Below are 23,511 nucleotides of genomic sequence, written 5' to 3' on the forward strand. Positions count from 1 at the left end.
TTAATTTGTTAGCATCAATAACGCTGAGCTACCAATACCCACTAATTTATCATTTTTGAAAACGAGCGGTGTACATTCATCTTTGGTCATTTTTCCATCTGAATGAATGCTGTGTGTTGCGTAGAACAAGACTTGGTAAACATCATCCTGTTTTTTTAACAATTCAGTGAAGTTAGGTGTTTTTAGTTGGTTTAACACCGACTGATACGAGCTATCCATTGCCAAGCCTGAAATGATTTCACGATTGTTTTTATGTGTTGCTTGCCAACCTGAAGAGCTATTACCTGCCCAATGACCCTCTGCTTCGCCATCTGATACAGCGATTACACAACCCGTTAAAAAAGGAGCGGTAAGTGCAGCAATTAAAAGTGTTTTTTTCATTTTTTATTACCCTAGATGATTAATTAAAAACAATATAGCAAAGACTAGGCCAGTTTTTAAAGTCTTAAAAATCAATAGCTTGTTTTTATTGTGTTTGGTGGGGTGGTGGCTTTTTTAAAATATAAATCTAAAAAGCCACTTTTTAGTAATTTTGACTAAGTTACTTTTATGGCATTAAACCAAGCGGTTACGCGACTCGTGTTGGCTAAATGCTGCAATATTTAAACTCACTTCTTTTACTAAACGCACGATAGATTCAGTGCTCGCCCACGCTATATGTGGGGTAAGTAGTAAGTTATCACCCGTATAATTAGCCAGAGGATTGGTCAGCTCAGCGGGCTCTTTGGTAAGTACATCAACGCCCGCACCGGCAATAATATTGGCTTTTAATGCTTCTACTAAGTCTGCTTCATTGATTATCCCGCCGCGTGCGGTATTAATAATTAGCGCAGTCGGTTTCATCATTTTTAATTCATTAAGTGTAATTAAGTCGCGTGTTTCATCATTAAGTGGGCAGTGAACGCTAATAATATCTGCTGTTTTTATTGCTGTTTCAAACGGGGTGCGTCCGTTGCGACACGCTGCGCCTTTGCGCTCTGCAATAATTACATTGGCGCCAAACGCTTCAGCCACTTTAGATACTGCATTACCTAAAGTGCCACCACCAATAATGGCTAATGTTTTGCCCTGGATGTCATTAAAGTTGTAATCCAGTCGACAAAACATCTCACTTTTTTGCCACGCGCCTTGCTGACAATCTGCTTGATAGCGGTGAGTATTACCTAATAAGTTAGTGATCAACGAAAAGGTATGCTGAACAACAGAAGGGGTCGAATAACCGGCAACATTAGTAACTGCTATGCCTAAGTCTTTCGCGGCATTTAAATCAACATTATTGGTACCCGTTGCACTAACACAAATGAGCTTTAATGATTTTAATTGCATCATAGTGTCACGATTAATCACCACTTTGTTGGTGATTAAAACTTCTGCATTTTGGCTATGCGCTAATACTTGCTCAGGGCTAGTTAGCTGATGCACTGTGAGCTCTCCAAGTGCTGAAATACCATCCAGTGACGTGTTTGCCAGTGTTGCGTTATCAAGAATTGTTATATTCACGGTGTGTCCTAATATGTGTATGTGTTAGAGAGGGAGTAACCTCTGTACGCAGATAAAAAGATCATTATTTAATTGAATGTTATAGATTTATTTAGACTTAGCTTATTGTGTTCACATTAACAGGAGTAAAGTCATATTTAAATGTGGTCTGCCCACTGAGGGTTAACTTGCATGTTATTATGACCAACTGCCTTGCTAAGTTAACTTGAACAAAGTGCTATTAGTAAGGTCTATCCATTTGAATTAATAATTAATAGCTATAGTTTATACACATGAGCGGTTAATCTGGCAATGATGCTCAGTACTAAACTATAACGCTATGAAAACTCAGTAAATCGAACTTTAGTATTGCTAGTTTCGTATTTTTGCTTGAGTTATAATCAAAATCAGACATAACGGGGCGTTTTCGCGCGCCGTTTTTAACTTTGTAGATGCAGTAAATGATAGAACTAGAAGATAAGTACGCAGATATAAGACCTTACAATGACGATGAAGTTGCCGCCTCATTAACGCGATTAATTAACGATAATGCGTTTCTTGATGTGATAGCAAAGTATAATTTGCCACGCTTTATATCCGCAGTTGGGTTTTTAGCACGCGCTATAATAAAGCATCAGTTGCGTAAAAAATGGGGCAAAGTTAAAACAGTTGAAGATGTACAAAATGAAGTTGCACATTACTTAAATAAATTAGTAAACCGCACCACATCAAACGTTACTTTTTCGGGCTTAGAGGCGTTAGACCCTGATCAAGCCTATCTTTTTGTTTCAAACCACAGAGACATTGTACTCGATCCTGCATTGGTTAATTGGGGCCTTTTTCAGCATAAAATGAAAACCGTGAGAATTGCGATTGGTGATAACTTACTGCAAATCCCATACATTACTGAGCTTATGCGTTTAAATAAAAGTTTTATTGTAAAACGCTCAGCTAAAGCTCCAAAGGAGATGTTAAAAGCGCTGACTCAATTATCGGCTTATATTTATGACTCACTCAGCAGTGGGCATTCTATTTGGATTGCTCAAAAAGAAGGCCGTGCCAAAGATGGTGTAGATCAAACCGATCCCGCACTATTAAAAATGCTGCAACTAAATGGACGTAAACAAAAGAAAGAATTTGGCGAATACATTAAAGAACTAAAAGTGGTGCCGGTTGCAATATCTTACCAATATGAACCCTGTGCAATAGCTAAGGCAAAAGAGCTTTACCATAAACAGCATCATGGTAAATATGTGAAATCGGCGGGTGAAGATATTGCTAGCATTGTTGAAGGTTTTAGTTCAGCCAAAGGGCATGTGCACTTATCGTTTGGCCAGCCTATTCAGTCAGATTGCGATAGTGCCGATGAATTGGCAAAAACCATTGATAAGCAAATAATTGATTCGTTTTATTTGCACCCAGGCAATTATATTGCGGGTGGTTGTACTGAAGCGGTTATAAATAAAAATGATGCAGCACAATTTGCAGAGCGTTTAGCAAAAGTGCCAGAAGAATTAAGATCTTTGGTACTAGCGATGTACGCCAAACCGTATCATAGAAAAACACAAGTAGATGAACAAAGCTGTGAACATTAATTAACAGCTAAGATAAAAGCAGCAATTAATTGGCTGCTTTTTTTTTGCACAAAAATAGCGCTATACTCAAGCTATGCTTTTTTAGACTGGAGGGTTTGATGCAACAAATTGAAATATTTGATATTCCTAGCCCTTGTAAAGGTATTTGCTTGGTTAATAATCGAGGCTACTGCAAAGGATGTTATCGCAGTCGTGATGAGCGATTTTCGTGGAATTCGTTAACCAATGCCCAAAAAAAGAAAGTATTGAGCCTATGCCAACAACGCTATAAACGTTATTTACAGCAAAAAAATAAAGCTGAGCAAACCGCTTCGCCAACACGGCAGCAAGGCTTTGATTTTTAAAATTGTAGTTTGTACTTTGACCTGAGTTTAGCTACCGTGCCATTGTTGTGTAATTTCTTAAGTGTAGTCTCAAGCTGCAAAGCAATACTCGCATGGCTATTATGTAAATAATGATAAAGCGGGTAGGTAGCAACCACTTGTTTTTCATAGCAACCTAAAGCAGGAGGAATAGTTTTATTGGCCATCGCAAAATCAATCAGTAATGCAGCTTCTACTTTTTGCTGGATCAGTAAATTTAATTGAGTGGTATTATTTTTTACTTCAATAACCTCACCTTGAAAATCAATACTGTCTAAATATCGTTGTTGCACAGGGTAGCTGGCTATAATAGCAACGCTATCCATTGTTTTAGTAGAGCTGGGTTCACAGTGCTTATAAAGCTCAAGACTAAATTTAAATAACGGGTAATTAACTCGAATTAAGTTTTTGTAAGCACTTTCAATACTAATATCACGAGCAAGCTGCCCATCTAACATGCCATTATTTGCCGCAAATAATGCATTCTGGCGATTAAAATCGATAATATTTAATTTAAAGCCTATATCTACATACGCTAATTGTAATAGCTCAATAGTATAATTTGCTTGCTGGGTGTTCTGCGGGCGATTAAATGTATAGCTGTAACTATGGCCAAATGACGGATTGCTAAAAACTAAACCTATTAATACAAGTAGTCCTTTAGAGTATTTAAACACGTCAGTATTTCCAGTCTATTAGAGGCAAATGAGTAGGTGGGTATAATAACAAATTGGCTGTGTTTTGCCCAGTTTCTAGTCATAATCTAGCAAAGTCTATCTTTAACAATTATTGATCCCCTTAGATTATTTACGGCAGATTCTTTTTATTCGCTATAGAGTTAGTTTATTATAAGTTTAAACGTATAATCTAAGTTTTATCGGGCCAGTGAAAGGGGTAATATGAGTTATAACCTGTGTGATTTACCACGAGAGCAAAAGTATCAAATTCAGTTAGACTACGAAGCTTCATTTTGGGCATATCAAATTAAGCGTGGCAAGAAAACGCGTGAACAAGTTTACGACACCCTGCATAGTCGTCCTGTTGCGGAGCAAGGTTTTTTAAAGCAAAAGTTTGAGCAATATTTGGCACTTATGCTAAGTTAGAGTTTATTTGCTATGGTTGTTATAAAACAATTAGAACCAGTTAAAACGCCCTTAATAAATAAGTTTTATACCTTACATAAAGTTCGCGGTCGCGCAAATAAACAAGACCAACTGTGGGTCGCTTACGATAACCACACGATGATTGCGGCGTGCCGCTTACAACATAAACCGACTTTTTTATTTTTATCGACTGTTTTTGTGGCCCCTGAATACCGCTCAACTGGTGTTGCAACAAAGCTGTTAAGCACGCTTTTAAATCAGCAAACCGACGTTGTTTACACATTCGCTTACCAACATATTACTGATTTTTATCAGGCACTTGGTTTTAACCAGGTGTTAACATATACTCCTGAGTTATTAACTCTATTTGATGCATACAAGCACCGCAATATTATTGCATTGAAATATCAGCAACCCTAAATCAGCATAGGAAACACATGGGCATCTGTATTAATAGGTTTATCACAGCCATGTTTGTGCTATTTATGCTCATAAGCCTCGCTGCAACAGCGCAAGTAAAAAGGCTATCCCCGAGCGAAGGGTTATCTCAAAGCTACGTTAATACTATGCTTATTGATAATAATGGCTATTTATGGCTCTCTACTGAAGGAGGGTTAAATCGCTACGACGGCTATCAGGTTATTCCAATTAATGGCCCAAATGGTGAGTTAGAAGAGACCATTATTGATCGCATATACCAAGATCCAGAAGGACAAATTTGGATTGCTTCCCTGTTAGCGGGGCTTTTCAGGTATGACCCGCAAACAAATACCTATCAGCAGTATCTAAAAAAGCCAGTGACAGAAGAGCAAATTCTTCAGCAGTCTGTTTTTACTATGTTGGCCACAGATGATAAATCCTTGTGGATTGGACAAGGGCGAGTGTTTGCAAAACTTGATATAGCCAGTGGCTCTATTACTCCTTTATTTAAGCTGCCTGAGCAATTTGAAAATGCATTTGTACGTACCTTGTTTCATTACAATGGCTATATCTTTATTGGCAGTACAGACGGTGCTTATGTATTTAATATTGCAACGCAACAAGTACGCCCTCTAGAGCATTTAAGCGAAACCGATGTACACATCTATCAAAACAATGTGAAGTCATTTGCACTGGGTGATAGTAATCAGTTATTGGTTGGGGCTGTTAAAGGTTTATACGCTGTTGATATTAGCAATATAGAGGCATTGTTTAATAATAATGAGCAGTCATTTACAAATGAAAAGCTGCTGGCTGATTTAAATGTTTGGGATATAGATAATCAGCAGGGGGTTCTTGATTTAGCAACAGACAAAGGTCTGCTCAGCTTTAATTTGACCACCAAAACGGTGGTTAAAAATAAACGTATTCAACAAAGTAAATACACCCTTGCCGATACCAGCATTATTGATATGGTAAAAGATAAATCAGGCGGTATGTGGCTTGCGACTAAAACTGATGGTGCTTTTTATTTATCGGGAGACAACTATAAGTTTTATAATGTAGAGGGAAATGCTCTGGGAGGGGATGGATTTTCGCATCACTCAGTCTGGGCAATTAAACAATTCCAAGATAAGTTATGGTTAGGTACCCATAATGGTTTAACTGCGGTTGATATAAAAAATAACACCTCAACGGTGTATTTAAAAGATTATAAAGTTGATTTACTAACCACAGAATTTACTATTTTCAAAATTATGCCTTACAAAAATAAACTTTGGTTACAAACAAACCGAGGGCTGTTTATTTTTGACCCCCAAACCCAGCAGCTTACTCAACCTAAAACTGCCAGCCCCAAGAACCAAATATTTTTAAACGACTGGATGCATGGTATTGCCTTGTTAGAAAATGGTGATTTATATTTTGTTCACCCTGATCATGGCATGTTTAAATATAATATTGATAGCCTGATTTTAACCCCATTAAAAGGCGAATTTTCCCAATTTGACCCGTTCTTAGCACATGGCTTTTTACCGCCGTTGCCCTCTCAGCCAAAGTGGCCGCTATTTTTTAGTGGAGGGGTGTTATACCAGTTTAATCCTGATGAGCTCAGTTTAAATACGCTTTATAAAGTACCCAAACATCATGACAATGTTGCAGTGAGAATTCTTTCGTATGTTGAAGACAGGCAAGGGATTCTATGGCTCTCTTTATCTAACTTTGGTTTGATTGGAATTGATGCCAGCAGCTATGAATTAGTGCATACCATTGATTTAGATAAAAATAAATTAGGCACACTATTATACGATATGGTGCTAGATGAAGAGGGAATGATTTGGATGAGTAGTCATAAAGGAATATGGCGACTAAACCCTAACACTATTCATTTTCAGCAGTTTACTACATCAGACGGGGTGCTTTCTGCTGAATTTAATAGTGGTGCTATGGCAAAATTAAATGATGGACGAATTGCCTATGGTAGCCTTAAAGGCTTTACCTATTTTGATCCCAAAGAGAATAAAAATAGCCAAGGTTTGTTAGAACATGTCAACATTACTCGCATTAATTTAATGTCTCGAAATTTGTCGATTAACTTACAACAGCCATTAAAAAATATTACTTTAAATCATGATGATATAGGGCTTGAAATTGCGTTCTCAGCGATGTCATTCAGTTTTCAAGAACGTATTATTTATGAATATCAGCTCGATAAAGGTAAAAAAAGTTATACCCGTAATAATCGCGTGGTGTTTCCTAAATTAAACCCCGGTAGCTACCAGTTAAAAGTCTGGGCAAAGGATCCGTTGACGGGTGAGTATACTCCGCCAGCAACGTTAAATATTAAAGTGAAATACCCGTTATGGCGGGCCCCTTACTTTTTAGCACTTTATGCTATTTTGTTGATCACTGTAGTGACTGCATGGGTGATGAGACGTAACAAAATACAGCGTATTTTATTAGCTGCACACAAAGAAAGCCAAGATAGCGAGGCGCGCTTAAAGCTTGCGCTAGAGGGGAGTGAATCGGGGGTATGGGATTGGCAAGCAAATCAGTTAAATATTTATCAGCCAAGGTTAGTCAACGAATTAGGTTATGCGGAAGACTCAGTCAGTTTAGATGACTACTTAGATAAAGTTCACCCACAAGAGCGTGCTATTTTTAGGTTAGAGTGGTTAGAATTTTTATCAACTGACAAAGGATATTTTAACTGTACTTACCGATTGCGTCATGCCAAAGGTCATTGGCGCTGGTACAAAGACTTTGGCAAAGTGGTTGAATGGAATGAAACAACTCCGCAAAAAGTAGCGGGTACGTATACCAATATGACACGCGAGATGGCATTTGAAGAACACGCTCGACTATTTACTGCCGCGTTTGAGCAGACTCGAGATTGGGTGTTTATTTTAGATAAAAACTTTAATATACGTGCTTCAAATAAGTCGCTACAAGCGGCTTTTGCTTTATCGGCAGAGCCTCGTTCAACTCGCTCACTTAATTTAGGTATGACTCGCAGTAGCTATTTTGATTATTTACGCATTATGCAAAAACTTGAAGTAGGTGAGCATTTCTCATGTGAAGATACTGTGGTATTGGCTAATAAGGAACAGCGCCATGTGTTAGTAAAAATAAGCGCTGTAGCGGATGAAAGCCAAAGATTAAGCAGTTATGTGGTTATTTTAACGGATATTCATGCCCAAAAGTCAGCTGAGAATGAGCTACATTTATTAACTAATTACGATTCATTAACGGGTTTGCCAAACAGAACTCTGTTTAACGACCGAGCTATGCATGCCATAGATCAAGCGCGTCGCCATCACAGTAAAGTCGCTTTAATACACGTAAATATAAAACGCTTTAAATACTTTAATGACTCATTTGGGACAGAAAGCGCTGATGAGATCATTAAGCTGGTGGCAAATCGTTTAAAAATAGCATTGCGTCCCTGTGATAGCGTAGCGCGTTTAAGTGGTGGTGAATTTGTTATTTTAGTTGAAGATATTCAACAAATAGAAGAAGTATTACTTATATGCACCAAGCTTATGGATTGTGTGAGTAAAGACATTGCTATGAATAACCAAAGTGTGAAGGTTCATCTAAGTATTGGGGTGGCGCTTTTCCCTGATGACGCGACGCATTATAAAGCGCTGTTAAAAGCATCAAATGTGGCGCTCTATTATGCTAAAGATGGTTTAGAAGGTGGTTACAAGTTTTACAAACAAGAAATGAATCAAAAAATTGAAAGGGCGCTGCATTTAGAGTCGCAATTGATCAAAGCGTATCATGAGCACGAGTTTTGTAATTACTATCAACCTATAATTAGTACATCTACACAAAGAACGGTAGGCTTTGAGGTGTTATTACGCTGGCCTGAAAATCAGCTAGCTAGTACGCAAGAGTTTGCAAATGTGGCTGAAAATATTGGTTTAATTACCAAAATTATGCTGCAAACATTTAAACGAGCACTTGTACAATTAGTGCGTTGGCGCACAGTTAACCCCGATTTATATTTATCAATTAATCTATCGGCACTTGATTTTGAGTTTGCTGAGCTTATGCCTGAAATTCGCCAGGCATTGAGTAATGCGGCACTACCGCCTGAGGCTATTGTATTTGAAATAACAGAGTCTATTTTAATGAGAGACTCAGAGTATGCGCTTAAAAATATGGATGCACTAAAGCAGCTCGGATGTAAATTATACATGGATGACTTTGGAACAGGTTATGCTTCATTAACGTATTTAAAGCGCTTCCCCATTGATGTATTAAAAATTGATCGTAGTTTTGTGCAAGATATTGGTATTGATTCGGATAATGAAGCGATTATTCAATCCACGCTGACTTTAGCCAGCAGTTTAGGTAAAGAGTGTATTGCTGAAGGGGTTGAAAGCGCACATCAACTGGCCTTCTTAAAAGCTCAAGGTTGCAGCTACTTTCAAGGTTATTTGTTCAGTAAAGCGGTGCCTAAAGAGCAAGTGCTTGAGCTCATTGAACGCGATTGGCAGCCTGTATTTTCACAAGCTTAAAGCGCCTCAGCTTTGTGTATGTGTTATTAAGGGCGCTTACCACAATGGCGACAAAATAAATGTGAGCTGCGTTTATTAAGTTCCGCTTTTATTGCTTTATTAGCTTCTAACTTACTTAACCCGAGTTTGTAGCGAAGATCTTCTAGGTGATGTAATTGCTCGTCGGAGAGTTTACCGTCGGTTATTTGCTCATGGGTGGCATCTTCAAATAACTGACGACGTTTACGAACTTGCTCTGAAAAGCTCGACGCTAATAAACCAGTGGGTATAGCCACCATGCCCATGCTTACTAGAGTGATGACACCACCAAACAGCTTACCAATGGGTGTTATTGGCACAACATCACCATAGCCTACAGTCGTAAGTGTTGCCATTGCCCACCACATTGCGGCCGGAATTGAGCCAAACTTGTCTGGTTGAATGTCATGTTCTAATAAATAAATACCGCATGAAGCTAAAATAAGTACTACTGCCATAATAAAAAATGCAGCCAATAATGAACTTGCTTCATCAATAAATGCCTGTAATAACAGCTGCATAGCCCGTGAATAACGAGTGAGCTTAAATACTCTTAATAAACGTAATACGCGTAAAAAACGCAAGTCTAAAGCAAAGAAAAGCATTAGCAGGCTTGGCAAAATGGCGATTAAATCGATGATAGCCAGTGGTGATAAAATATAGCGGATCCGCTTTTGTGTATTGGAGCAATCCATAGAGGCGTATTTTACTCTATCTACACAGGTCCAAGCACGTATTAGGTATTCAGCACTAAATATGGCAACCGATACCAGCTCTAACATTAAAAATTCGTTGTAGTACTCAGTGGCAATGCTGTGCACTGATTCGAGTACGATGGCCACCACATTTATCATAATAATAGTGATTAGTAGGGCATCTAAAAAGTGACCGGCCCGTTGGTACTTACCTGAAGACTCAAATACTTGGTTGATGGTTTGTCTAAGTTTCTGCATAATAATTATTATAATGTGAGTAACATATTGATACTGCCTTCTTCAAAATCACGACTAATTTTAAATCCGAGTTTACGAGCCAGCTCAATCATGCCAGTGTTTTCAGGTAGGGTGATCCCCTCAACGGTTTTTACCCCTTGGCGCTTACAATGAGAAATTGCTGCATTCATTAAAATACGTCCTAATCCAAGCCCTTGGCAATCAGAACGTACTACAATAGCAAACTCTGCTTGTAAGTTATCTGGGTCCATAATCACTCGTGAAACCCCTAAGGTGTGCTGTTGCTCGTCTTGTGTTTGGGTAACAATAAACGCCATTTCGCGGTCGTAATCAATTTGCGTCATTTTCGCGAGTTGATCGTGGTTAAATTGTGGTAACTCACCAAAAAAGCGTTTATACCTATCTTCTTTAGTTAATGACTGGTCAAACGCTTGATGTGCTTGCTCATCTTCAGGTTTGATTGGTCTGAGCGTTGCTAAGGTATTATTTTTTAAAGTGACTTGTTCAACTAGTTCAATAGGGTAAGGACGAATAGATAAACGTTTTCGATGTGCTTGAGCCTGATACTGATTCAAATTCATGGTGGCATCAAGTACTAAAAACTGGCCATTACTAGCTAGAATAGGATTTAGCTCTAACGAGGTGATATCCGGTTGATCTACGACCAATTGAGAAATTCGAGTTAGTAGTGAACACAAGCGATATTTATCTACTTTCTCTGGCAGAACACGATCTTTAAGTACGCCTTTATCATGGGCGGCGGCAATTAAATATTTAGCTAGGTTCATATTCAGTGGTGGCAAAGCGACTGCGGCTTGTGCATATTCAAGCCCTGTACCGGCTTCACCTAATAAAATAACCGGCCCAAAATTAGGCTCTGTTTTTATGGCTATACGCAGCTCGTTAGCTCCCGCTCGAGGTGCCATTTTTTGTAATGAAAAACCATCAATTATGGCATCAGGGTAGGTGTTCTTTATTCTTAACAGCATGGCAAATGCGGTTTGCTCTACCTCTTGCGCATCATTGAGGTTTAGTACGACACCGCCGACTTCAGACTTAGAGGGAATACTGGGGCTAATCAATTTCAATGCCACTGGAAAGCCCAGCTCTATTGCTTGCTCTTTGGCTTCGGTTGGAGTGTAGGCAACTTCAGTTTGAATACAGTCAATGCCGTAACTACTTAAAATATGACTTGCTTGATGGGTTGATAAGTAATGTTGTTCATCATTTAAAAACTCTTTTATAGTCGCTTTCGCTGCTGCTTTATTAATAGTGGCATCGTCAGTATTTGATTCTGGCGTTTGAGTTAAATGCTTTTGATTACGACGGTAGCTTACTAAGTGCATAAAGGCGCCTACCGCCCCTTCTGGGGTACGATAGGTAGGGATGGCGTTATTAGCGCAGATGCGTCTTGCAGCAAAAGCAGCATCTTCTCCCATAAAATTAGTAATTACATACGGGCGTGCCATTTTCGGTAATTTATTTAGTGCCTCAACAATAACCTGAGCGTAATTTTCACTTGGGGCCAAAGCTGATGGAGTGTGGATGATCAGTAAGTTTTTAACTTCTTTAGCATTTAGTAATATTTCTAACGCATGCTTATAACGCACTGGCGCAGAATCGCCAAATATATCGACCGGATTAGCAGCGGTGTCTGAATGCGGGATCACTTTATTAAGTGCTTCGCGAGTTTCATAACTGAGCTGAGCAAGTTTTCCTGAGCTTTGAATGAGTTCATCAACCGCCATCACTCCAGGGCCACCACCATTGGTTAATATGGTAAGTTGCTCTACTTGCAGTAACTTAGGATGCATGGCCAAGGTTTGGGTGGCGGCAAAGAGCTCACGTAAGTCGTTTACTCTTAGCATACCCGCACGTTGAAACATGGCATCATATACCGCATCTGAGCTTTGTTTTCCGCCGGTGTGTATTTCAGCGGCGAGAGCCCCTGCGCTGGTTCTGCCAGTTTTAATAGCAATAACAGGTTTAGAAAATGCGGCTGCTCGAGCGGCAGAAATAAAGCTGCGGATATCATCAATATTATCGATGTACAGTAAGATGGCTTTGGTTTTAGCATCACGACCTAAAAAGTCGAGTATTTCGTCAAACTCAATATCTAAACAATCCCCCATAGATACAAAGTATGAAAAGCCAATTTCTTTATTTTTTGCCCAATCAAGAATAGTTGAGCAAACTGCTGCAGATTGCGATACAAAAGCCAGTTTACCTGGTGTGGCAACAGTATGAGAAAAGCTTGCATTTAAGCCTATATGCGGAATAAGTAACCCTAAACAATTTGAGCCAAGCAGGGTGACTTTATGCTTAGCTGCGCTCTCTTTGAGTGCCTGTTTTTGAGCTGTAGTTAAGCCATCCGCAATAATAATGGCACTATGACAGCCAAGCGTACCTAGCTGCTCAATAATTTTCATTAAGGTGTTTTTATTGGTACAGATAACGGCTAAATCAGGCACTTTAGGTAAGGCTTCAATACTGGGGTAAGCCAATACGCCGTGTACCGCTGTATGATTTGGGGTAACGGGCATAATAGGCCCTTTAAAGCCACCTTGCAGTAAGTTGCGCATTACCACATTACCCGCGCGAGTGGCGGTGTTTGATGCCCCAATAACAGCAACAGAGCTTGGGTTAAAAAACTGGTTAATACGTTTTAGACTCATTGCGTTTCCTTGGCTGATTAAGTTTTGCGTTCTGTACTGTCTCAATGTAACCTGTTTATTGTGTTTTTTCGAGCGTGAACATGCTTATTATTGATATTAGGGTCTGTTGACCTTTCAAGGTTAAACTTGCAGCAGTCTGTTTGGTATTTAGGCAAGGCAGAGCCTATGTGGTGTGGTTATTCCCCATAAATAGGCGATAACGCAGCATAAATGCCAAACAGGCGCTGCCCGAAGAGTTCTGCCTAGGGGCGATTTACTCTTTGTTGCTCGGTTTTTACTTAGCCCACTAGGTTACAAACCTCGCGCCGCGATTAAATCGCCCCTAGTTTGAACAAGTTTTAATCCGCAAAGGTCAACAGACCCTAATCAAGGAGAGTGAAGTGAATAAAATATCGAATGTAACCGTTGTTATGGCAGCAGTTTGTTTAAGCATCGGCTTAATTGCATTGGGCTTTATCATCAAAGGAGCCGCAATTGATATTAAAGGCATGGAGCGCACTGTTCAGGTCAAAGGCTTAGCAGAGCGTGAAGTGGTCGCTGATACTGTTATTTGGCCGCTGCAGTTTAATGACGCCGATAACAACCTTGAAAAGCTTGTTGAGCGAGTTGAGCAAAAAAACGATGCCGTAATTGCCTTTTTAAAGCTACATGGCTTTGACGATGAGGAAATATCGACAGGCACTCAATCTATTATTGATAAGCAAGCGCGTGAATACGCGAACGACAATCAAAAGTTTAGATACGTTATTAGCTCAAATATTATTGTTTACTCTAATGCCCCTGATAAAGTTAAAAACGCACTGAGTAAAGTGAGTCAGTTAGCTAAACAAAATATAGCCATAGTGCAAGATAACTATCAAACTCGTATTGAATATATTTTTACTGGGCTTAACGATATAAAGCCAGCCATGGTGCAAGAAGCCACAGAAAAAGCTCGTGAAGTAGCAAATAAATTTGCGAAAGATTCAAACTCCCTTTTAGGTAAAATTAAAACCGCACGCCAAGGGCAGTTTAGTATTAGCGATCGGGATTCAAACACACCGCAAATTAAAAATGTACGCGTGGTTACTAGCGTAGAATATTACTTATCAGATTAGTGCCGCTACTTGTTCAGTAGAGCGCTGTAAATATGCGGCGCTTAGTAGCAAGGTAATTTCGCTTGGAGGGTCGTTTTTTAATGCCTCAAGCAATTGTAATTTTGCTCTAGGATTTTGTTTTTGTTCTATTTCCATTAATGCCAGTAAGGCTGAGAATTCATGCTTTACCGGAATGTTAGGCTTATGTGCATAAACGATATAGCTGGCCACAGGAGTGAGCCCGTACTGATTGATTTGCGCCAATGCACGCAGTAACTCTTCATTAGATTCAAATAACATTAACGAGCGAACATAGTTAAAAGGCAATTGACTCGGCGCTGCGTGCTTGAACACATTATGTAACACGTTATTGCCATGGCTATCTGTACTAATAAAGCCTTTATTTAATTTAAGCGCAGGAGTAAAAAAGCTCAGTGCATCTAAACTGGTTAGCTTTTCAATAAACGGCGCTGGTGGCGTATTGCTCGCTAAAATTCGCACGGCAATGTTTTGCATAAAATCGTATTTAATACTCATGCGTAACGCGCTTTCAAACAGGTAATTAAGCTGCATCACTTTTTGAGCGTCAGTAAGCTTTTTAAAGTCGTTATCAAGCTCATCAAACTGTTGTTGTTTAATACGCGCATTGAGTAGCTGTATGCTTAGATCCATTCTGTTCTCCTTGAATACCTACTTTATCCTAGCTTAATTTTTTGCTTTATAAAACAAAAGGCCGCAATTGCGACCTTTTATATGTTTAAGTAGTTACTTGATAATTAAGCTTGTTTGCTAGCAACCCACTCATCAACAAAGTTTTCTAGAACGTTCAATGGTACAGGGCCATTCTTAAGCACTACGTCGTGGAACTGACGAATATCAAACTTGTCGCCAAGTTGCTCTTTAGCTGCTTCACGTAGTTCTAATATTTTCAGCATACCTACTTTGTAAGCCGTTGCTTGTGATGGCATTACAATATGACGCTCAACCATTTTTACACCGTCAGAAGTGGCGTTAGGAGTGTTGTTAACGTAGTAATCAATACCTTCTTGGCGAGTCCACTTCATTGCGTGAATACCGGTATCAACCACTAGACGACAGGCACGCCATAACTCCATAGCTAAACGACCAAAATCTGAATACGGGTCTTCATAAAGGCCCATTTCTTTTGGTAGTAACTCTGAGTATAAACCCCAACCTTCAATGTAGGCTGTGTAACCACCAAATTTACGGAACTTAGGCACGCCTTCTAATTCTTGTGAAATAGCAATTTGCATGTGATGACCCGGAATACCTTCATGGTAAGCTAGAGCTTCCATTTGGTAAGTTGGCATTGCTTCCATGTCGTATAGGTTGGCGTAGTAAATACCTGGGCGAGAACCATCTGGCGCAGGTTGTTGATAAAACGCTTTACCTGCCGCTTTTTCACGGAAAGCTTCAACACGTTTTACTATCATGTCGGCTTTTGGCTTTACAATAAACAGCTCATCTAAGCGTGTTTTCATGTTATCAATTAAGCCTTTAGCTTCACTTAGGTACTGCGCTTTACCCGCTTCAGTATTAGCAAGGTAGAATTGCTTGTCGGTTTTCATAAACTGCATAAAAGCGTTTAAGTCGCCCTCAAAGCCAACTTTATCTTTAATAGCACGCATTTCATCATGAATACGTGACACTTCGGCAAGACCAATAGCATGAATTTCTTTTGCAGTAAGGTCTGTCGTAGTTGTACGTTTAAGCGCGTTATTGTAAAACGCTTCGCCATCAGGGAATTTCCAAGCACCGTCACGGTCATCAGCACGTTTTTCTAGCTGTGCAATGTAGTTAATTAACTTAGAGTAAGCAGGTTTAACTGCTGTTTTTAATGCATCAGTCGCTTTACTAATAAGTGCATCTTTTTCAGCTTGGTCGATTTCTAATGCATTTACTTTACGTTTAAAGTCAGCTAATAGCGTAGAATCTTCACCTTGTTCAAACGGCGCACCTTTAATGATGTTTTTGCTTGAGTCAATCACGTGTGGAAATACAAATTTAGGTGCAATAATGTTTTTATCGGCGCGAATTTCTAAGCCGGTAATCAGTTGATCGAATACACCCGGTACCCCATTTAAACGGGCAATGTAATCGTTGGCTTCTTTTACGTTGCTAATTTGATGCTGGTTAATTAAAAAAGCCGGCACCATAGAATGTGTACCAAACATTTGGTTTACTGGGTAGTTATGATAACGCCATTTAAAATCAGCAATGCTGGCTTCTAAATCTTGTTTTTTTAAATCATAACTTACTTGAGTAGCTGCATCTAATTGCGCACGGTCAATGCTGTTGAGCGTAACCAAATCGGCTTTAGTTTGCGCCAAGTCTTTAAGCGCTTTTTCTTCGCTGTTGTCATCCCATTTATCGTAATCTTTTTTGATGCCCATATAGGTTTGATAAACTGGGCTGCTCATTACATCACGATTAAAAGTGTCTTCAAAAAAAGCATTCGCTTTATCAATTTCACTTTGTACCGGTTGAGCTTGAACCGCCGGTGCAGGCGTTGATTGTTGTGTTGCTTGTTGGCAACCAGCAAGCAGTGCCACGCTTACCGTGGCAGCAATTAGAGTAAGTTTACGCATTCGTTTCCCTTTTGTTGTTAGAAACCCATTAGGGTATTTTAATTTTTCATGTATTTACTTTACATGCGCATAACGCCAAAAGCGTTATACGAACAATTCTAGCAGGTCATTTAAAAAGCGATGGCCTTTAAGGCTTACTTGCCAATGGCCGTCTTTTTCTATTAATAAACCTGTGTTAATGGCTTTATTCAAAGCCGCTTGTTGGCTTTGTAATGGCTGATTAGTCAGTGCACTGTAGTCTTCAATCGGGCATGGCTCTGTTAAACGAAAGCGATTCATAAAAAATTCAAACGCTAAGTCGTCTTGTTCTACTTGCCAGCTTTTGTACAAGTAGGGCTTAATAATGTCCATGTAGCCCCGTGGATGTTTAACCTTTTCAGTGCGTGTTATCACCCCCGTTTTCGCATCAGTGACCTTACCATGGGCGCCACAGCCAATACCAAGATAATCGCCAAACCGCCAATAATTCAAGTTATGTTGGCATTGAAAGCCCGGTTTTGCATACCCCGATATTTCGTATTGCTGATAGCCTGCTTGTGCTAATAATGCTTGGCCTTGTTCTTGAATATCCCATAAGGTCTCATCTTGCGGCAACGTGGGCGGTTTTGAAGCAAATTGTGTATTAGGCTCAATGGTGAGCTGATACCAAGAAATATGTGGAGGGCTCAGGGCAATAATTTGTTTTAAATCACTTAGTGCGTCATCGAGAGATTGCCCTGGTAAACCATGCATTAAATCAAGGTTAAAGCTATTCAACCCTGCTTCAGTAGCTTGTTGTGCCGCATAACAGGCTTCATCGGCACCATGAATTCGGCCTAAGGCTTTTAACTTATCATTTTGCATGCTTTGCACGCCAATAGAGATACGGTTAATCCCTGCTTTTACATAATCTTTAAAACGGCCAGTTTCGACTGTGCCCGGGTTTGCTTCAAGGGTTATTTCACAGTTATCGCTTAAACCAATTAGGTTATCGATTTCATTGAGTAAACGGGTATATGCTGCGCCGGTTAATAGGCTTGGCGTGCCGCCGCCAATAAAAATACTGTGAATTTTTCGCCCTTGTACTAAGTGTAAATCAGCTTTTAAATCGTCAATTAAGTGCTGTACATATTCAGCTTCAGGGATGTCACCTTTTTGCCCGTGGCTATTAAAGTCGCAGTAAGGGCATTTTTGCACGCACCAAGGCACGTGCACATATAAACTCAGTGGAGGAAGGTTCACAGGCCGCCTTTGTGTTGTAACTCTTGTAGTAATTTATTAAGTGCTTGCCCACGGTGACTTAGTGCATTCTTCTGCTCTTTTGTAAGCTCTGCACTGTTACAATTTTCTGATGGTACAAAAAAGATAGGATCGTAACCAAAGCCACCTTTACCGTGTTGGCTAAGGGTAATTTCGCCCTCCCAGCTAGCACTGCAAATAAGTGGAGTAGGGTCGTCGGCATGACGCATTAGTACCAACACACACCAAAAGCGAGCGCTGCGATTAGGGTTGTTGCCTAAATCAGCCAGTAATTTATCGATATTATCTTGATCGCTTGCGCTATTTCCTGCAAAACGAGCAGAGTAAACACCTGGCGCGCCATTCAGGCCATCCACTTCTAAGCCTGAATCATCTGCAATAGCAGGCAGTCCGGTAATTTTAGCCGCATGACGCGCTTTAATTATCGCGTTTTCTACAAACGTGGTGCCTGTTTCGGCTACGTCACTGACATTAAAGTCGCTTTGCGGTACAACATTAATATTAAGTGAGCTGAGCATGTTAGCCAGCTCATTCACTTTTCCGGGGTTACCGGTTGCAAGTACTAAGGTGTTGGTCATATTTAATCTACGTAAAATTTTTGCTTAAACTTTAATGTTTGAAACTGATTACCTTGTTGGATTTCAATTTCAAAACGTAAAATTTCTTCGTTGGTGTAATCTACTTGTGCTAGGTAATAAATTGAATCGCCTTCAACGACTTCTTTAAAGTTAAGGGTTTGCTTGTTACCTAATAAGTTTTTAGCGATACCTTGTAATGTCGCTTTTTGAGCGGCTTTATCTGCATTATTTTTTAATATTGAAATATTAACAATACCTTTATAGCCACTACGCTCAAGGTCATAGGCTTTAGCTATTTGCGGTTGAATAAACGTTGATGGAAAGGCTATGTAATGAACTTGCCAAGGGCCTAGTTCTTTGTATTGGGCGCCTTGTTCTTGAGCGCTGTGTGCATTAAATGCTAAAGCGAGACAAGCAATAAAACAAAACTTTATTAAACGTTGCATGGTTAACTCCTGAGTATGTAAAAAAGAGGCGCTAGGCCTCTTTTATATTACGTTGTGCTTAAGCTAAAAGGTCCATTAGCAGCATTTGTAAAAACTGAATGCCGATGATCAGTACCAATACCGATAAGTCTAAGCCTCCTAGTGGAGGTAAGATTTTACGGATCGGCTTTAACATTGGCTCAGTAAGCTGATGGAATACCGCTTCAATTGGGTTATAGCCTTGGCTTACCCAGCTTAAAATAGCGCGGATGATTAACACCCAAAAGACTAAATTTAAACCTTCTTTTAAAACAGTTATTAGCGCCTGTATAAGCACAGGTTGAATAGCCCAAGAGCTATAAATAAGCCACATTAATGTACTTATTTTTGCCGCAGCCACTATAAATGCCAGCAACAAAGAGGCTAAATCAAGCCCGCCTAGCCCTGGAATAATTTTTCGCAGCGGGTTAACTGCAAACGAAGTGGCTTTGACCACAAATTGGCTCATCGGGTTGTAAAAGTCGGCTTTTGCCCACTGTAGCCAAAAACGCAGTAGTACCACCATTAAAAATAGATCAAACAAGGTGCTAATTAAAAATTGCATGGCATTCATAGTATAACCTTCAATAAAAAATGGTTTTAAAGTTCTTGTTCCATTTGCACTGCACGCGCAATACACGCATCCATTGCATCACCCACAGTTTGGGTTAAACCTTGCGCTTTTAAATGCTCAACAGCTGCATGCGTGGTACCGCCTTTTGAGGTTACATTGGCGCGAAGTTGCGAAATGCTAATATCTGGTTGGCTAAGTGCCATTTCAGCTGCGCCTAGCGCTGTTTGTTGTACTAAGCGACGCGCGTCTTCATCATTAAAGCCAAGTGCTTTCGCTTTTTCTTCAATCGCTTCCATAAATAAGAAAAAGTAAGCTGGCGATGAGCCTGTCACAGCAATGATATCGTTAATTTGCGATTCTTGCTCTACCCACACAACTATACCTGTACATTCAAAAACTTGTTGTACAAATTCATGTTCGCTTTGCGTTTCGCCAGCGCCATACAAGCCCGATACACCACGGCCAAGTAACGACGGTGTATTTGGCATACAACGCACCATTTTCACATCTTGGCCAAGCATTTCACGTAAGCGTTTAACGGTTAGACCTGCAGCGACTGAGATAAATAATTTATCACTAAAGTCGATGCCTGAATCTTGAAATGATTGGCACAAGTCGCCCATCATTTGTGGTTTAACAGACAGAACAATGACATCTGCATCGCGCATAGCTTCGTTATTATCACTGGTGGTTTGCACCTTAAAGTCGGATGCTACCTTGGCTAGTTTTTCTTGGTTGCGGTTAGTTGCAATAATATTGTTTGCGTTAAAGCCGTTTTTTACCATGCCACCAATGATGGCGTAGCTCATATTACCTGTGCCTATAAATGCGATTTTTTTATCTGACATATGTCTGTTATCACCTTTTAAGTTCGTGTTCCAAAAATATCTGTGCCGATCCTCACCATGGTTGAACCTGCCGCTATGGCAGTCTCTACATCGTTACTCATCCCCATCGACAACGTATCTATATGAGGATATTGGGTCTGTAGTTTATCAAAGCAAGTTTGTAATTGCTCAAAATATTGAATTTGCGTGTTAGCATCGTCACTTTTTGCAGGAATAGCCATTAGTCCGCGTAATTTTAACTGTGAACACTGACTTATAAATTGCGCTAGTTGGTCAATCTCTTCTATGGTACAGCCTGATTTAGCATCTTCTGCGCTAATATTAACTTGTATCAGTACATTAAGAGCGAGCATTTCCTGTGGGCGCTGAGCGTTTAAGCGTTTTGCTATTTTTAGTCTATCGACGCTTTGTACCCAGTCAAAATTAGCAGCCACCAAAGCGCTTTTATTTGACTGTATAGGGCCAATGAAATGCCAAACAATATCGCTAAATGTGGCTAGTTGCGCTATTTTATCTACAGCTTCTTGAACATAAGATTCACCAAATTGGCGTTGCCCTTGCTCATAAGCTGCCATAATATCAGAGGCGGGTTTGGTTTTAGATACTGCAAGTAACGTAATTTCGTTACTATTACGCTGTGCATTTTGCGCTGCCTCTGCAATTCTAGCGTAGGCGGATGTGAGTCGTTCTGCTATTGTAACCATATATTTATCAGTTAGTTGTGGAGTCATAAATGGATATCACCGAATTATTGGCATTTAGTGTGCAACATAAAGCATCAGATTTGCACTTATCATCAGGGGTGTCACCTATGATACGTGTTGATGGTGATGTGCGACGTATTAATATACCAGCACTTGGAGATAAAGAAGTCAGCAGTCTGGTTTATGACATTATGAACGATAACCAGCGTAAGGACTATGAACAAAATCTCGAAGTGGATTTTTCTTTTGAAGTCCCTAATTTAGCACGTTTTCGTGTAAATGCCTTTAACTCTAATCGTGGTCCTGCTGCCGTGTTTCGTACTATCCCGAGTGATGTATTGACACTTGAAGATTTGGGCGCGCCGGAAATATTCAAACAAATTTCAGATAACCCACGAGGCTTAGTATTAGTTACCGGCCCTACAGGCTCAGGTAAGTCGACTACACTCGCAGCCATGGTGGACTATATAAATCAAAATAAACATCATCATGTACTGACCATTGAAGATCCTATCGAATTTGTGCACGATAATAAACTCAGCTTAATTAACCAGCGTGAAGTTCACCGCGATACACATAGTTTTTCTAATGCGCTGAGAAGTGCATTGCGTGAAGACCCTGATGTTATTTTGGTAGGTGAGCTACGAGATCTAGAAACTATTCGCCTTGCTATGACTGCTGCTGAAACTGGTCACTTAGTGTTTGGCACTTTGCATACCACGTCGGCACCTAAAACCATTGACCGTATTATTGACGTATTTCCTGGTGAAGAAAAAGACATGATCCGCTCTATGCTTTCCGAATCATTGCGTGCGGTTATCTCACAAACACTGATCAAGAAGGTCGGTGGAGGGCGAGTAGCTGCACACGAAATCATGTTGGCAACGCCTGCTATTCGTAACTTAATTCGTGAAGATAAAATTGCTCAAATGTACTCATCGATTCAAACTGGTGCGTCGCAGGGCATGCAAACCATGGATCAATGTTTAACGAATCTAGTTAACCGAGGCATTATCACTCACTCAGCGGCGTATACAAAAGCACAAGATAAGACGCAGTTTAGCGCTTAAGGAATTATTATGACTTTATCTCTAAATCACTTTTTACAAATAATGATCGACAAAAAAGGCTCTGATCTATTTGTATCAAGCCAGCTGCCTATCAGCGCTAAAATTAATGGCGAGCTGATACCTCTTAATGATGACAAGCTAACCGATGAGCAAGCGCTGGAATTAGTTGAATCAGCGATGAGTGAAAAGCAAAAAGCAGAGTTTCATAACACCAAAGAGTGTAACTTTGCGATTGCAACCAGCGAAGGGCGCTTTCGTATTTCGGCTTTTTGGCAACGCGATAGAGCGGGGATGGTTATTCGCCGGATTGTGACCCAAATACCTGATGTAAAAGAACTTGGATTGCCCTCAGCGCTTACAGATGTGATTATGTCAAAGCGCGGACTGGTATTATTTGTCGGTGGTACTGGAACAGGTAAATCAACGTCTTTGGCGGCGCTTATTGGTTATAGAAATCGCAATCAACGTGGGCATATTTTAACTATAGAAGATCCAATAGAGTTTGTTCATGAACATAAAAAAAGCATTATTACTCAACGTGAAGTGGGCTTAGATACTGAAAGTTTTGAGTCAGCACTAAAAAGCTCTTTACGCCAAGCGCCTGATGTTATTTTGATTGGTGAAATTCGATCGCAAGAAACTATGGAGTATGCGTTAAGCTTTGCAGAAACAGGTCATTTATGTGTTGCCACCTTACATGCTAACAATGCTAACCAAGCTATTGATCGTATTATGCACTTAGTTCCAAAAGAGAAGCACGATAAGCTTAAATATGATTTAGCATTAAACTTACGCGCTATTATTGCCCAGCAGCTTATCCCTACCTCTGATGGTGAGGGACGTGCTGCTGCTATAGAGGTATTATTGAATACGCCAATGGTGAGTGAGCTGATTAAAAACGGTAACATTGGTGGTATTAAAGAAACTATGGCCAAATCAACTGAAATGGGCATGCAGACCTTTGACCAAGCGCTGTTTGAGCTTTACAGACAGCAACGGATTAACTATGCCGATGCACTTCATCATGCAGACTCGCCAAATGATTTACGTTTAATGATAAAACTGCGTAATAACGAGCAGCAAGGGGCAGGCTTTTTGCAAGGTGTAACCATTGATGGCCTTGATGATAAAGGTAATATTACCTAAGGACAATTAACTCGTTGCTGCCTACATGGATATAAGCCAGTAGAATAACGTAGGAGCAGTTATCGAGCCAGCTAG

21 protein-coding genes are annotated in these 23,511 nt (G+C 40.0%); 8 read left to right on the forward strand and 13 right to left on the reverse strand.

Annotated elements, in window-relative coordinates; all coding sequences use genetic code 11:
• Together ACZ5WS_RS05930 and ACZ5WS_RS05935 are read right to left on the reverse strand one after the other, a co-directional pair.
• Positions 1-381 carry a DUF3192 domain-containing protein gene (locus tag ACZ5WS_RS05930; protein WP_131691685.1) on the reverse strand — a complete coding sequence of 127 codons (381 nt, stop codon included), beginning with the start codon at positions 379-381 and terminating at the stop codon, positions 1-3.
• Between the two features lie 174 nt (positions 382-555).
• Positions 556-1,500 (reverse strand): D-2-hydroxyacid dehydrogenase, encoded by a 945-nt coding sequence (locus tag ACZ5WS_RS05935; protein WP_198523687.1) that lies wholly within the window; start codon positions 1,498-1,500, stop codon positions 556-558.
• A 440-nt stretch (positions 1,501-1,940) separates the two neighbouring features.
• Between ACZ5WS_RS05935 and ACZ5WS_RS05940 the strand changes: the two genes are divergently transcribed.
• Positions 1,941-3,074, forward strand: coding sequence for a 1-acyl-sn-glycerol-3-phosphate acyltransferase (locus tag ACZ5WS_RS05940; protein WP_178956577.1), 1,134 nt, complete (start codon positions 1,941-1,943; stop codon positions 3,072-3,074).
• Between the two features lie 98 nt (positions 3,075-3,172).
• The gene (locus ACZ5WS_RS05945; protein ID WP_138609136.1) at positions 3,173-3,418 is read left to right on the forward strand and encodes a DUF1289 domain-containing protein; all 246 of its coding nucleotides are present in this window, start codon (positions 3,173-3,175) and stop codon (positions 3,416-3,418) included.
• Here ACZ5WS_RS05945 and ACZ5WS_RS05950 read toward each other — a convergent pair.
• Entirely contained in the window at positions 3,415-4,113 is a 699-nt protein-coding gene (locus ACZ5WS_RS05950) for a hypothetical protein (RefSeq protein WP_464711130.1), read from the reverse strand. The genes ACZ5WS_RS05945 and ACZ5WS_RS05950 overlap by 4 nt on opposite strands.
• Before the next feature lie 222 nt (positions 4,114-4,335).
• Here ACZ5WS_RS05950 and ACZ5WS_RS05955 point away from each other — a divergent pair, with 222 nt between their 5' ends.
• Genes ACZ5WS_RS05955 through ACZ5WS_RS05965 form a run of 3 tightly spaced genes read left to right on the forward strand, consistent with a single transcriptional unit; the run spans position 4,336 to position 9,482 of the window.
• Positions 4,336-4,539 carry a DUF3283 family protein gene (locus ACZ5WS_RS05955; protein ID WP_008113353.1) on the forward strand — a complete coding sequence of 68 codons (204 nt, stop codon included), beginning with the start codon at positions 4,336-4,338 and terminating at the stop codon, positions 4,537-4,539.
• A 12-nt stretch (positions 4,540-4,551) separates the two neighbouring features.
• Positions 4,552-4,959 carry a GNAT family N-acetyltransferase gene (locus tag ACZ5WS_RS05960; RefSeq protein ID WP_138609142.1) on the forward strand — a complete coding sequence of 136 codons (408 nt, stop codon included), beginning with the start codon at positions 4,552-4,554 and terminating at the stop codon, positions 4,957-4,959.
• Positions 4,960-4,976: 17 nt separating this feature from the next.
• Positions 4,977-9,482 (forward strand): EAL domain-containing protein, encoded by a 4,506-nt coding sequence (locus ACZ5WS_RS05965; RefSeq protein ID WP_464711132.1) that lies wholly within the window; start codon positions 4,977-4,979, stop codon positions 9,480-9,482.
• 26 nt (positions 9,483-9,508) lie between these two features.
• Here ACZ5WS_RS05965 and ACZ5WS_RS05970 read toward each other — a convergent pair whose 3' ends face one another.
• Together ACZ5WS_RS05970 and ACZ5WS_RS05975 are read right to left on the reverse strand one after the other, a co-directional pair.
• A complete protein-coding gene (locus ACZ5WS_RS05970) occupies positions 9,509-10,453 on the reverse strand; it encodes an ion transporter (RefSeq protein ID WP_138609146.1) in 945 nt (314 codons plus the stop codon).
• A gap of 8 nt (positions 10,454-10,461) precedes the next feature.
• Positions 10,462-13,128, reverse strand: a complete 2,667-nt coding sequence (locus ACZ5WS_RS05975; protein WP_464711134.1) for a bifunctional acetate--CoA ligase family protein/GNAT family N-acetyltransferase — start codon at positions 13,126-13,128, stop codon at positions 10,462-10,464.
• Positions 13,129-13,508: 380 nt separating this feature from the next.
• Between ACZ5WS_RS05975 and ACZ5WS_RS05980 the strand changes: the two genes are divergently transcribed.
• Positions 13,509-14,225, forward strand: coding sequence for an SIMPL domain-containing protein (locus tag ACZ5WS_RS05980; RefSeq protein WP_464711136.1), 717 nt, complete (start codon positions 13,509-13,511; stop codon positions 14,223-14,225).
• Here the strand turns inward: ACZ5WS_RS05980 and ACZ5WS_RS05985 are convergent.
• The 8 genes from ACZ5WS_RS05985 to ACZ5WS_RS06020 all read right to left on the reverse strand — a co-directional run bounded on the left by ACZ5WS_RS05985 (position 14,217) and on the right by ACZ5WS_RS06020 (position 21,247).
• Complete coding sequence (locus ACZ5WS_RS05985; protein ID WP_464711137.1) at positions 14,217-14,876, reverse strand: hypothetical protein; 660 nt, start codon at positions 14,874-14,876, stop codon at positions 14,217-14,219. The two genes, ACZ5WS_RS05980 and ACZ5WS_RS05985, sit on opposite strands and share 9 nt — an antisense overlap.
• Before the next feature lie 104 nt (positions 14,877-14,980).
• On the reverse strand, positions 14,981-16,813 hold the full coding sequence (locus ACZ5WS_RS05990) for a DUF885 domain-containing protein (protein ID WP_464711139.1): 1,833 nt from the start codon (positions 16,811-16,813) through the stop codon (positions 14,981-14,983).
• 84 nt (positions 16,814-16,897) lie between these two features.
• Positions 16,898-18,034, reverse strand: a complete 1,137-nt coding sequence (hemW, locus tag ACZ5WS_RS05995; protein WP_138609264.1) for a radical SAM family heme chaperone HemW — start codon at positions 18,032-18,034, stop codon at positions 16,898-16,900.
• A complete protein-coding gene (gene rdgB / locus ACZ5WS_RS06000; RefSeq protein ID WP_464711140.1) occupies positions 18,031-18,630 on the reverse strand; it encodes an RdgB/HAM1 family non-canonical purine NTP pyrophosphatase in 600 nt (199 codons plus the stop codon). Before rdgB ends, hemW begins: the two co-directional genes overlap by 4 nt.
• Positions 18,631-18,632: 2 nt before the next feature.
• Positions 18,633-19,076: a DUF4426 domain-containing protein gene (locus tag ACZ5WS_RS06005; protein ID WP_055012523.1), complete on the reverse strand. Its 444-nt coding sequence runs from the start codon at positions 19,074-19,076 to the stop codon at positions 18,633-18,635.
• 58 nt (positions 19,077-19,134) lie between these two features.
• Entirely contained in the window at positions 19,135-19,668 is a 534-nt protein-coding gene (locus ACZ5WS_RS06010; protein ID WP_008113334.1) for a YggT family protein, read from the reverse strand.
• A gap of 26 nt (positions 19,669-19,694) precedes the next feature.
• Positions 19,695-20,516, reverse strand: a complete 822-nt coding sequence (gene proC, locus ACZ5WS_RS06015) for a pyrroline-5-carboxylate reductase (RefSeq protein WP_138609266.1) — start codon at positions 20,514-20,516, stop codon at positions 19,695-19,697.
• Positions 20,517-20,533: 17 nt separating this feature from the next.
• Positions 20,534-21,247 (reverse strand): YggS family pyridoxal phosphate-dependent enzyme, encoded by a 714-nt coding sequence (locus tag ACZ5WS_RS06020; protein WP_464711143.1) that lies wholly within the window; start codon positions 21,245-21,247, stop codon positions 20,534-20,536.
• Positions 21,248-21,249: 2 nt separating this feature from the next.
• Here ACZ5WS_RS06020 and ACZ5WS_RS06025 point away from each other — a divergent pair, with 2 nt between their 5' ends.
• Both ACZ5WS_RS06025 and ACZ5WS_RS06030 read left to right on the forward strand, forming a co-directional pair.
• Entirely contained in the window at positions 21,250-22,290 is a 1,041-nt protein-coding gene (locus ACZ5WS_RS06025) for a type IV pilus twitching motility protein PilT (RefSeq protein ID WP_010391590.1), read from the forward strand.
• A gap of 9 nt (positions 22,291-22,299) precedes the next feature.
• Positions 22,300-23,436 (forward strand): PilT/PilU family type 4a pilus ATPase, encoded by a 1,137-nt coding sequence (locus ACZ5WS_RS06030; protein ID WP_138609270.1) that lies wholly within the window; start codon positions 22,300-22,302, stop codon positions 23,434-23,436.
• Positions 23,437-23,511 lie beyond the last annotated feature (75 nt).

The sequence above is a fragment of the Pseudoalteromonas sp. 11L1 genome, assembly GCF_055397545.1.

Bases quoted from the DNA above. Each gene is read 5' to 3' on its own strand.
- ACZ5WS_RS05930 (WP_131691685.1), bottom strand. From the start codon at position 381: ATGAAAAAAACACTTTTAATTGCTGCACTTACCGCTCCTTTTTTAACG.
- ACZ5WS_RS05940 (WP_178956577.1), top strand. From the start codon at position 1,941: ATGATAGAACTAGAAGATAAGTACGCAGATATAAGACCTTACAATGAC.
- ACZ5WS_RS05945 (WP_138609136.1), top strand. From the start codon at position 3,173: ATGCAACAAATTGAAATATTTGATATTCCTAGCCCTTGTAAAGGTATT.
- ACZ5WS_RS05955 (WP_008113353.1), top strand. From the start codon at position 4,336: ATGAGTTATAACCTGTGTGATTTACCACGAGAGCAAAAGTATCAAATT.
- ACZ5WS_RS05960 (WP_138609142.1), top strand. From the start codon at position 4,552: ATGGTTGTTATAAAACAATTAGAACCAGTTAAAACGCCCTTAATAAAT.
- ACZ5WS_RS05965 (WP_464711132.1), top strand. From the start codon at position 4,977: ATGGGCATCTGTATTAATAGGTTTATCACAGCCATGTTTGTGCTATTT.
- ACZ5WS_RS05970 (WP_138609146.1), bottom strand. From the start codon at position 10,453: ATGCAGAAACTTAGACAAACCATCAACCAAGTATTTGAGTCTTCAGGT.
- ACZ5WS_RS05975 (WP_464711134.1), bottom strand. From the start codon at position 13,128: ATGAGTCTAAAACGTATTAACCAGTTTTTTAACCCAAGCTCTGTTGCT.
- ACZ5WS_RS05985 (WP_464711137.1), bottom strand. From the start codon at position 14,876: ATGGATCTAAGCATACAGCTACTCAATGCGCGTATTAAACAACAACAG.
- ACZ5WS_RS05990 (WP_464711139.1), bottom strand. From the start codon at position 16,813: ATGCGTAAACTTACTCTAATTGCTGCCACGGTAAGCGTGGCACTGCTT.
- rdgB (WP_464711140.1), bottom strand. From the start codon at position 18,630: ATGACCAACACCTTAGTACTTGCAACCGGTAACCCCGGAAAAGTGAAT.
- ACZ5WS_RS06005 (WP_055012523.1), bottom strand. From the start codon at position 19,076: ATGCAACGTTTAATAAAGTTTTGTTTTATTGCTTGTCTCGCTTTAGCA.
- ACZ5WS_RS06010 (WP_008113334.1), bottom strand. From the start codon at position 19,668: ATGAATGCCATGCAATTTTTAATTAGCACCTTGTTTGATCTATTTTTA.
- proC (WP_138609266.1), bottom strand. From the start codon at position 20,516: ATGTCAGATAAAAAAATCGCATTTATAGGCACAGGTAATATGAGCTAC.
- ACZ5WS_RS06020 (WP_464711143.1), bottom strand. From the start codon at position 21,247: ATGACTCCACAACTAACTGATAAATATATGGTTACAATAGCAGAACGA.
- ACZ5WS_RS06025 (WP_010391590.1), top strand. From the start codon at position 21,250: ATGGATATCACCGAATTATTGGCATTTAGTGTGCAACATAAAGCATCA.
- ACZ5WS_RS06030 (WP_138609270.1), top strand. From the start codon at position 22,300: ATGACTTTATCTCTAAATCACTTTTTACAAATAATGATCGACAAAAAA.